This window comes from Sunxiuqinia sp. sy24, from assembly GCF_052677165.1.
This window is the reverse complement of the sequence record NZ_JBQYLH010000023.1, coordinates 71,255-80,404: the sequence shown is the minus strand read 5'-3', so window position 1 is coordinate 80,404 and position 9,150 is coordinate 71,255. Positions and strand designations below refer to the sequence as shown.

Genomic DNA, 9,150 nt, shown 5'->3' with positions numbered 1-9,150 from the left:
TTGTTTCGGGTCTTTCTGCGAATTGCAACTGTTATCGGGGATCGTGATTGCTTGTGATTTTCAGTTGACGCTGTTAGCTCTGTCGACGCTGACAGGTCGCTGGATTGTTGTCGTTGCAAAAGACGGGTAGCTGGCCGCTCGTTTTTGTTGATTTTAAACGAACGGCAGAAAACCATTTAATCAACCTTGACTTTCTCTGGATTTCGTCGATTGTCGAAAAAGGTAAGCAGATAAATTTTCTGATCTTTTTCATCGACTTGATAGAAAAGCGAATTGTTTTTATCAATAGTTGCTTTACGAATCGTTGGTTGTTTGCTGGACGCAACGAAGATAAAGGGGTTTTTGGCAAGAGTTCTAATTATAATTTCAGTCTTATCGGAGAATTGAATCATTTCTTTTTTTGACCAACTCTTCTGTAAATAATCCAACACCTTAAAGTAAGTGATCCGGGCTTTTGCTGACCAAATTACTTCCATCTTAAAAACCGTATTTTTGTTTGGCTTCACGCACTACCTGATCGTGAGAATAGGTTCTTCCCTTCGAAGCATCTTCTATTCCGTCTCGAATTGATTGTTGCACTTCTTCAGGTAGCTGATCCCACCAATCCTGATCATTTTCCTTTTCAAGTAGTTTTGCAATATGAATGAGTAGGGATGATTTTTCGGTCTTTAGGATCTTGGCAACCAAATCCAGTTTTAAAGCTTGAATATCCATCGTGTAGCTGTTTTTTGTAAAAATATGAAATAATCTAGTGAGGAGCGACGTTTTTTCGGTCCCTTTTTGAGTATTAGATGATTAAAGTCGAGCATAAACCATGTGAATTGCTCAGTCTTTTCTTCTGCTATTCAAGGAGGAGTGGCACCGATTTATCGGTGACGAGGTGGTTCGGTTTTTGCCTGCTGACTTTCCCCGCCGGGGGCCATGATCTTCGGGGTCACCCAAAAACGATGCAAAAAAGCCAAGAAAAAAATAAGCTTCTTCCCGCTCGTGACTTTCTTAACGGTTTCCGTATTATGGCTACTCGAACCTAAAAGTCAGTTCACCCCATCGCCGGTCCGCATTTTTTTCGGGCCTTCGCGCGTTTCTCCTGGTGGTGAAGTGGGGGATTGTTGTTGCAAACGATCGGCAGGGAATTCTCCCCAAGCCAGCTTCGCAGGCTTTGCCTCGCTCTTCGAAAAGCGAGGGGAGGAGTTGGTGTAATCCGGCAGGAGTGGCGCGTCTTTCCGAACTTGTTTCGGAATCCTGCCCGAATTGGAATTGCTGCGGGGGGGCGTGATTGCTTGTTTCTTTTAGCTGATCGACAGGTAGCTGTATTGTTGTCATTGCAAACGACGGGCAATTAGCCGCTCGTTTTTGTTGCTCTCAAACGACTTCAAATTAAGGTTGAAGTGTAAAGGAACAAGGTTAAAGTGCCTGGAGCTTGTCAGTCGATGGTCACTACTCACAACTGTTCCGAACCGCGACTGGTTTGTTTCTTCGCTGATGTTTTCAGGTCAGAGGGGCATGGACAGATTTCCGGCTAGGCTTGATAATCAATGATTGCCTTGACACAGCGCATCGCTGTTTGTCCATCCCAAAGCTCTGGTCGCTGTGGTAAACGTCCTGCCTTGATTGCCCTTTGGTATTCTTTTCGGATGCGTTCAATGTTATTGCCGACCAATACGCTGGCCCCTCCATGTTCTTTCAAGGTAACCGGTCGTTCGGTATTCCAACGGAGGGTTAGGCAAGGAGTACCCAATACACAGCACTCTTCCTGTAAGCCACCGCTATCAGTAAGCATGATGGAGGCAGTCATATTAAGTCGCAACATTTCGTGGTAACCGATGGGGTGCATCAAAAAGAGATTGGGGCAGCTTATGGCCTTTTCCCATAATCCAAAGTTTTGAAGCATTTTTTGTGTGCGGGGATGAATGGGCCAGATGACAGGCATTTCGCTGGCTACTTCATCGGTGAGGAAGTGGAGAATAGGTTCCAGAACTTCTTTCTGATCGACATTGGATGGCCGATGAAGGGTGAGGAGCGCATAACTACCCCCTTCTTCGTTTGATGCCGAAGATTCCCCCTCCAGGTGGGGGTGAAATGCTTTCGCGCGATTCGGATCCAGAAGATTGGCTGTTATTATATTGTTGATTTGGAGTGTTGATGCTTTTTCTCGATTAGCCTCAAGGGTGTCAATCATAATATTACCAACGAATTTGATTTTCTCCTCCGGGACGCCTTCTTTTTGAAGGTTCGCATTGGATAGTTTATCCGGCGTGAGCAAGAGGTCGCTCAACCGGTCGGTAACAAGTCGGTTGACCTCTTCGGGCATCGTCATGTCGCCTGAGCGAAGACCGGCTTCAATATGACATACCTTGATGTTGAGCTTTTTGGCTGTGACGGAACATGCCAGGGTGGCATTGACATCGCCGACGACCACCACCCAGTCTGGTTTTTCTTCCAGGCATATCTTTTCAAATCCGATCATGGTGTTACCTACCTGCTCGGCATGGGTGCCGGAACCAATGCCCAGGTTAATGTCCGCTGCGGGGATGCCCAGTGCATCGAAAAAGGCCTGGCTCATCCGATCATCGTAATGCTGCCCGGTGTGTACGAGTATATGCTTAATGTTTGGGCTGGTAGCATCTTTATGCGTATGGTTGTATTGTTCGATGGCACGTACAAACGGAGCAATTTTCATGAAGTTAGGACGAGCCCCTACGATGGAAATGATTTTCATGTTATCGTGGTTTTGGTTGTTTTACGTTTTGCAGAGTGGCTAGATGCCGTTAGATGGCTTTGTTCTCAACAGCTAGTCCTCGCCATAACGGTTGTTGGTTTTCTTGATTCTTCCGCCCAATCGATTGAGCCACCTTCCCCAAAAATGAAAAGGAATGCGCTGGCCGCTCGTTTCTGTTGCTCTTAAACGAGCGGCAAAGGGAACTCTCCCCAAGTCCGCTTCGCAGGCTTTGCCCCTCTCTTCGAAAAGCGAGGGGAGGAGTTGGTGCAATCCTACTGGAGTTTTGGGTCTTTCCGAACTTGTTTCGGAATCTTTTTGCGAATTGCAACTGTTACCGGGATCGTGTTTGGTTTGTTTCCCTCGGACGCTGTTAGTGTTGGTTTTGCTGCCGTTACAAACGGCTAACTACTGATCCCTCGTTACTGGTGCCCTTAAACGATCGGCAGGGAACTCTCCCCAAGCCAGCTTCGCAGGCTTTGCCCCTCTCTTCGAAAAGCGAGGGGAGGAGTTGGTGTAATCCGGCAGGAGTGGCGCGTCTTTCCGAACTTGTTTCGGGTCTTTCTGCGAATTGCAACTGTTATCGGGATCGTGATTGGTTGTTGTTTCCTCTGACGCTGACAGGTCGATGCCTTGTTGTCGTTGTAAAGTACGGGGAGCTGGCCTCTCGTTTCCGTACCTGAAAAGGAGGCAAAATGCTTGTACCTTTTCCAAAGTTTCAAACTTTGGAAAAGGTTTGATCCCCGCTTAGCGTTTCAAAAACTGTGGGATCTTTGATAAGTTCTTGCAGGCTAAAGTCCAGAGCGGGAAGGGGAGTCTGTTCTTTTTCATCGCACGATAATCTTCGCTTGATTTGTGGATGATGTTTTTCAGACTTTTATTACTGGCTCCTCCAACACGCATGCGGGTGATGACCGCTGGCAAATAGGCAAATTTCAAGGTTTTATCCTGAAAAATGCGGAGCATGAGATCGTAGTCGGCAGCAATGTCAAAGGAAAGGTCAAACTGACCATACTTGGCGTAGACTTCCCGTTTGGCAAATACGGTAGGGTGGGCGGGCATCCATCCCCGGTTGAGTAAGGCCGGTTGAAAGGCCTGGCTTTTCCAGTAACGAATGACTTTACTGGTATCTTCCTTGTCCACATAGACCAAGTCGCCGTACACCACATCTGCACCAGTTTCCTCAAACGCTTGATTGATCTTTTCCAGCGTTGTTGCGTCAGCCAGTAAATCATCCGAATGCAATAAGCCAATAATCTCTCCCTGGGCAAGCCGAAGCCCCTTGTTCAGGGCATCATAAATCCCCTTGTCGGGTTCTGAAATGTATTGGCTAACCGATGAACTGTTTTTCATCGTTGTTAGTGTCTCATCTTTACTTTGGCCATCAATAATCAAATGCTCTGGCTTTAAAGTCTGTTGAGCAATACTATCGATACAATCTTGAATGGCCGGATAGCTGTTGTAAGTGGCGGTTATAATGGAGAAGTTCATTTACTTTATAGGAAATACTTTAATGATAAATAAAATATCGATTTTGAGTCTTAAAATTCCATAATTATCCAATTAATTTTCTGAGTATTTTATATAGATACGGAGTATTGTCAAGAAGGAAAAATGTTAAAGCTCTTTTATAATATTTAATTTTGGCAAGTGGTAGATTATCTTTTACAATCTTAATATGGATATCATATCCCTGATCAAGTAGGTCTATACGATTAATAAAGGAGGTTCCATCTAAATAAAATTTGCAGATTGCAAAATCTAATTTTTTATATCTACTATTTCCATCAAAGAAGATTTGAGCAGTTAGTGCATAGTCTGCGGCTATTGAGTATTTAGGTTGATATTTATACTTTTTTATAATTGTTGATTTGTAAAAGATTGCTTGATGCGAAGTTGGTAGACTATGTTTTAAGTAACTAATTTTTCTTGCGCTTTTATATATTTCTAGCCCCTTTTTGTTAACATCAACGTTATCTCCATAAATAAAGTCATATTCATCCTTATTTTTAATATGCATAGATACTTTTTGCAGTGTATCTGGTGAAGCAAGCACATCTCCTCCATTAAGAAAAAGGGTATAAGTCCCTTTTATGTATGGTAGTGCTTGATTCATTGCATCGTACAATGATGAATCTTTTTTATTAATATATTCTATGTTTTTATTTGTTTGAGTGAGTTGTTGAATAAACTCTTTAGTTCCATCAGTACTGTTTCCATCCTTTATGATCCATTGAAAGTCGTTGTAACTTTGAGACAATACTGACTTTGTTGTACTTTTTAGATTTTCTAAATCGTTTAACGTAATTGTTATAATTGAAATTTTCATATTACCTTTTTTAAATACTGAATATAACCATTGTATTAATGATCATTTAAGAAAGTAAAATTGTATGGCGAGATTGAAATAATATAAAGAAATAATATAAAAAAAGTAAGAATAATTGCATATGAGGCAATAACTGCAAATTTATGCTTCTTTTCATGTAGAATTACATATACTGATAATGCCAAAAGAAATGGACGGAAAAATGTTAAATAGATAATGAAACGACTTAAGATTGGGATGCCAATAAATACATTTGTAAGAATTGTTCCTAAAAAGAATATCACGTAATAAGGTTTTGTATTGGGATATTTATCAATTATTATTTTGCTATAATACAAAATGTAAATAGCTACTAATGCTCTAAAAACTATTCCGAAATTTAGGATTGATATGTTCTCGGCGTTGTAAAAAACACTTTCAAAATATAAGAGATAAACATTCAAGAATGGAATAAATTGACCAAGTGTAGAAAATGTTAAAGGGATTATTTTTAGAAGAGTTGCGTTTTGGCTAAATAGGAAGGAGAATATATAAACAATCATCCAGGTATTTCGATGGTATAATTTGCTCCAAGGAATTATGCATATTAGAGATAGTAACCAAGCAGAGCGATGAAATAGCCCAGCAATAAAAATCCAGAATAGAAATTTTTTGAATTTTCGTTGCGGTAAGAATTGTATTGCATAAAAAAAGAATCCAAATGCCGCAAACTGACGCACTCCATTTGTTGAAAAGAAAAACCATTCATCACAAAATAGAAAGTAAAGGCCAAGAGGAAGAAGCTTGTTGGGAAAACCTTTGAAAATAAAGTACCAGCTAATGAAGGATACGATAAAAAAAACGAGAGTGTATTTACCGTTTAAATTATATATGATTTGATTTATTATTCTGTATCCAAACTCAATCTTACCTTCTTTAAAGATTCCATTTTCAAAATATAATTTATAGCTGTACCAGTCAGTTCCAACTTCGTATCTATAACCGACAATGAAGGCGATGAAAATAATAGCAATAAAATGTGAAAAATTTAGGTTGATATTATCAGCAAATAATTCATCATGACTAGATAATCGGTGCTTTTTTTTAGCAAAATATGTGAAAAAAAGAACTGAAAAGAGTAATGTAGTATAGACAAGATATGAAAAGGCTAAAGTCATTTTGAGTATAAGTTATGATATAACTCTCCAATTCTATTCCATTTAATTTTGTCCACAATTCTTCTTGCATTGTCATTGTATTGCTTCAGGAAGGATGGAGAAATGTGGTTGAAAATATGTAAAATTTCATCAGTTATTGAGTTTTTGTCAACAAATATTGCAGAATGCTTATGTATGAGCAAACCATCTACTCCACTGTTTTTGTGTCCAACAATTAAGCAATTTGAAGCAGCAGCTTCCAAAAATGCAATTCCTAGTGCTTCTGGATAACTTGGCATAATAAATATATGTGATTCAACTAGATATTGTTTTATATATTGTGGAGTTTGATAGCCATGAAAAATCACATTTTCATTTAATTTTAGTGTTTTTGTCAATGTTTTTAATTTTTCAGTTTCAGGTCCATCTCCAATGATATTATATTGAAAAGAGAAGCCTTTGCTTTTTATTAAAGCTAAAGTATTTATAACCCAATCTATATGTTTTAAGTCCAAGAGACGACATACACTTACTATCTTAATTGTAGAAAGGTTCGTGCTCTGTTTTTCTTTAGTAAAAAAGGAGTCGTTTATTGGGTGAGGTATTAATTGGATGTTTAGTTGATCCTTAAACTTTTTGTAATCTAAGGGACTGGGAGTAATTATTGCGAAAGCATTTTTTGTTATTCTGGATAGTGGGAAAAGTTTGAAAATAGAAGGGATTCCGTTTCTTATGTTTACTACGTAGGGCTTTTTTAGCCTTTTAGCAAGCCAGTAACCGTATAGTGCATCTGGAAATATACTTTGGGTAACAATTAAGTCTGTGTCGTTAGCAAAGTTGGATAGTTGCTTTTTTATTTTAAAGTTATACCACAAATAGTTGAGAGGGATCAGAAAATAATAAATCCAAAGATTACTAGTTGGTGGGGCTAGCCATGAATATATTAGAGTATTGTATCCATAGATCTTAAGTTTTTTCTGTTTAGTGTATTCACTGTATTTTTTCCATTTCTGGCTGAATAATCCTAAGAATGATGGTGAAAATGGTAATGATTTAGCTATAATGAATTGATAATTATACTTATTTTTTAAGTAATCTTGAATTTGTAAAATAATATCATTATCCCTTGGTAAACCTTTTAGCGGTATGATGGTGGATATGTTTAGAATCTTCATTTTCTGATATCTTCTAATTTTGAAAGTTGATAGCCTAACTGAATTATTATTCTTCGTTGAGTTGTTGATAATTCTGTATTATTTACTATGTCAAAATTGAAATCATTTTTAAATACGGGGCTAAAATTTTTCTCAATAATTATTCTGTATTCATTTGTAAGTTCTTTGCTTTGATCTAATTTCATTAATTCATCCCAATTAGACCAAGAACCTTCGTTTCTGCCTTTTTTTCTTGAAGTATATTTTCTAATTCTTCTTTTTACTGATTCACAAAACATTAAGGGAGTATTGATATACCAAGGGAAAAAAGGGAAAGAACCGTTTCCGTGTGGGATCCATTTCGTATGAGTGAATAATGGAAAGAATGCGTTGTGGAATAGCCTTTTGTTAAGCTTAATGACTTGAGGTGCTTTCGCAGCAATTTTAACAACTGCAGAGGACGTAAATGGTTCAAAGTCTCTGAATAACCGTCTATTTCCGAATAAGTTTGGAGAGCTCGGATTCATGGAAAATGGCCAGATATAGAACCACTCTTCATGTGATTTTGGCCTCATTCTTCTTATAAAATTTAAGTGCGTCTTTCTTCTTTCGTTGATCACCTCCAATATAGCAGGTTTTATATACCCACTATTACTTGTTTTATTAAAATTTGATTTTGCACATTTTTTTTCTGGAAGGGGAATAAATTTGAGAGCTTTGGGTAACTTACATTTATCTATTCTAAAGCCTTTTAGTAATGCATCAGCAAAGAAACCACCTAAGATTACATCATAGTTTTCAAGTTTGTTTTTTTTCTGTAAATTATAAGCATGCACATGGGCAAAGTCTCCACAGGTTCCGATTAAATCACATGCGGGTTTTAGTATCTCCCAGTAATGAGTATAATTCCTTTTACTAATTATCAAATTTGAATTTAGCTTTTTTGCTATTTTTTTTGCAATTGATGTTTCTCTATTTAATTCATCAATAAAAACAAATGAATCTTTTTCATACGTTTGATTAATTGCAGATAGAATAGCTCTTGAGTCTTCTCCGCCACTAAGAAAAGTAGCCATAGTTGCTTTTGATTCTTCAAAGTTTTTGACGTATTCAATTATACTCTTTCTAAGAGCGCTTGAAAGGTCCTTTTTCCTATTTGTTATTTTCCCTTCAGTTTCTAGAGGTTTCCAGTATTCGTTTTGGCTGTTGTCGTCTTCATTAATAGACCAGGTTGTGGCTGTAGCTGGTGGTAATTGTATTATTCCATTATATACAGTGAATGGGTATGTTATTATTTCATGTAAAACAAAATCAGCTATGGAGACTTTATCAATAGAGCTTTTTTGAATCTTTGCTAACGAATCAACATGAGTGCCAATAACTAGATTCTTAGAATCCATATTAGAATACACAGGTATGAAAGACATCATATCAGTAACGACTTCTACTACTCCATTTTGCTTGTTGAAGAAACATACTACAAAGGAACCGCTTAAGTCATCATCCCATACCATTTTTTTTTCAATCTTCCACCTTTTAAAGATGGCCTTGGTGGCATCACTTCCCCCTTTCTTTGAAATGGAGTTATTATTTGAGAAATTTAATAACGGACCTCCAATTACTATGCATATAAAATCATTAGTTTCATATTCATCAAATCCATTATAAATGTTTTTGCAGTATGCTAAGCTTCCAAATTGGCTATGGGTTATTTTTACCTCTATCGGTAAATCATTATAGATTTCATGTAATTTGTTACAAAGGACTTCGTCCCTAATTCTTTTTCTATGAAATATAAAATCGCTCATAGTGTGT

General features: G+C 37.8%; 10 protein-coding genes. All 10 read right to left on the bottom strand.

The window, feature by feature from the left end:
- Positions 1 to 176: 176 nt before the first annotated feature.
- Complete coding sequence (locus tag ACUNWA_RS17430) at positions 177 to 476, bottom strand: type II toxin-antitoxin system RelE/ParE family toxin (protein WP_445593203.1); 300 nt, start codon at positions 474 to 476, stop codon at positions 177 to 179.
- Position 477: 1 nt separating this feature from the next.
- On the bottom strand, positions 478 to 714 hold the full coding sequence (locus ACUNWA_RS17425) for a hypothetical protein (protein WP_445593202.1): 237 nt from the start codon (positions 712 to 714) through the stop codon (positions 478 to 480).
- A 303-nt stretch (positions 715 to 1,017) separates the two neighbouring features.
- Positions 1,018 to 1,323, bottom strand: coding sequence for a hypothetical protein (locus tag ACUNWA_RS17420; protein ID WP_445593201.1), 306 nt, complete (start codon positions 1,321 to 1,323; stop codon positions 1,018 to 1,020).
- Between the two features lie 196 nt (positions 1,324 to 1,519).
- Positions 1,520 to 2,719 (bottom strand): non-hydrolyzing UDP-N-acetylglucosamine 2-epimerase, encoded by a 1,200-nt coding sequence (gene wecB / locus ACUNWA_RS17415; protein WP_445593200.1) that lies wholly within the window; start codon positions 2,717 to 2,719, stop codon positions 1,520 to 1,522.
- Positions 2,720 to 3,124: 405 nt separating this feature from the next.
- The gene (locus ACUNWA_RS17410; protein ID WP_445593199.1) at positions 3,125 to 3,430 is read right to left on the bottom strand and encodes a hypothetical protein; all 306 of its coding nucleotides are present in this window, start codon (positions 3,428 to 3,430) and stop codon (positions 3,125 to 3,127) included.
- A gap of 33 nt (positions 3,431 to 3,463) precedes the next feature.
- Positions 3,464 to 4,207: a glycosyltransferase family 2 protein gene (locus ACUNWA_RS17405; RefSeq protein WP_445593198.1), complete on the bottom strand. Its 744-nt coding sequence runs from the start codon at positions 4,205 to 4,207 to the stop codon at positions 3,464 to 3,466.
- Positions 4,208 to 4,271: 64 nt separating this feature from the next.
- Positions 4,272 to 5,045 carry a glycosyltransferase gene (locus ACUNWA_RS17400; protein ID WP_445593197.1) on the bottom strand — a complete coding sequence of 258 codons (774 nt, stop codon included), beginning with the start codon at positions 5,043 to 5,045 and terminating at the stop codon, positions 4,272 to 4,274.
- A gap of 35 nt (positions 5,046 to 5,080) precedes the next feature.
- The gene (locus ACUNWA_RS17395) at positions 5,081 to 6,202 is read right to left on the bottom strand and encodes an EpsG family protein (RefSeq protein WP_445593196.1); all 1,122 of its coding nucleotides are present in this window, start codon (positions 6,200 to 6,202) and stop codon (positions 5,081 to 5,083) included.
- The gene (locus tag ACUNWA_RS17390; protein WP_445593195.1) at positions 6,199 to 7,356 is read right to left on the bottom strand and encodes a glycosyltransferase family 4 protein; all 1,158 of its coding nucleotides are present in this window, start codon (positions 7,354 to 7,356) and stop codon (positions 6,199 to 6,201) included. The genes ACUNWA_RS17395 and ACUNWA_RS17390 overlap by 4 nt, the downstream gene beginning before the upstream one ends.
- A complete protein-coding gene (locus tag ACUNWA_RS17385; protein ID WP_445593194.1) occupies positions 7,353 to 9,143 on the bottom strand; it encodes an asparagine synthase-related protein in 1,791 nt (596 codons plus the stop codon). Before ACUNWA_RS17385 ends, ACUNWA_RS17390 begins: the two co-directional genes overlap by 4 nt.
- Between the last annotated feature and the right edge of the window lie 7 nt (positions 9,144 to 9,150).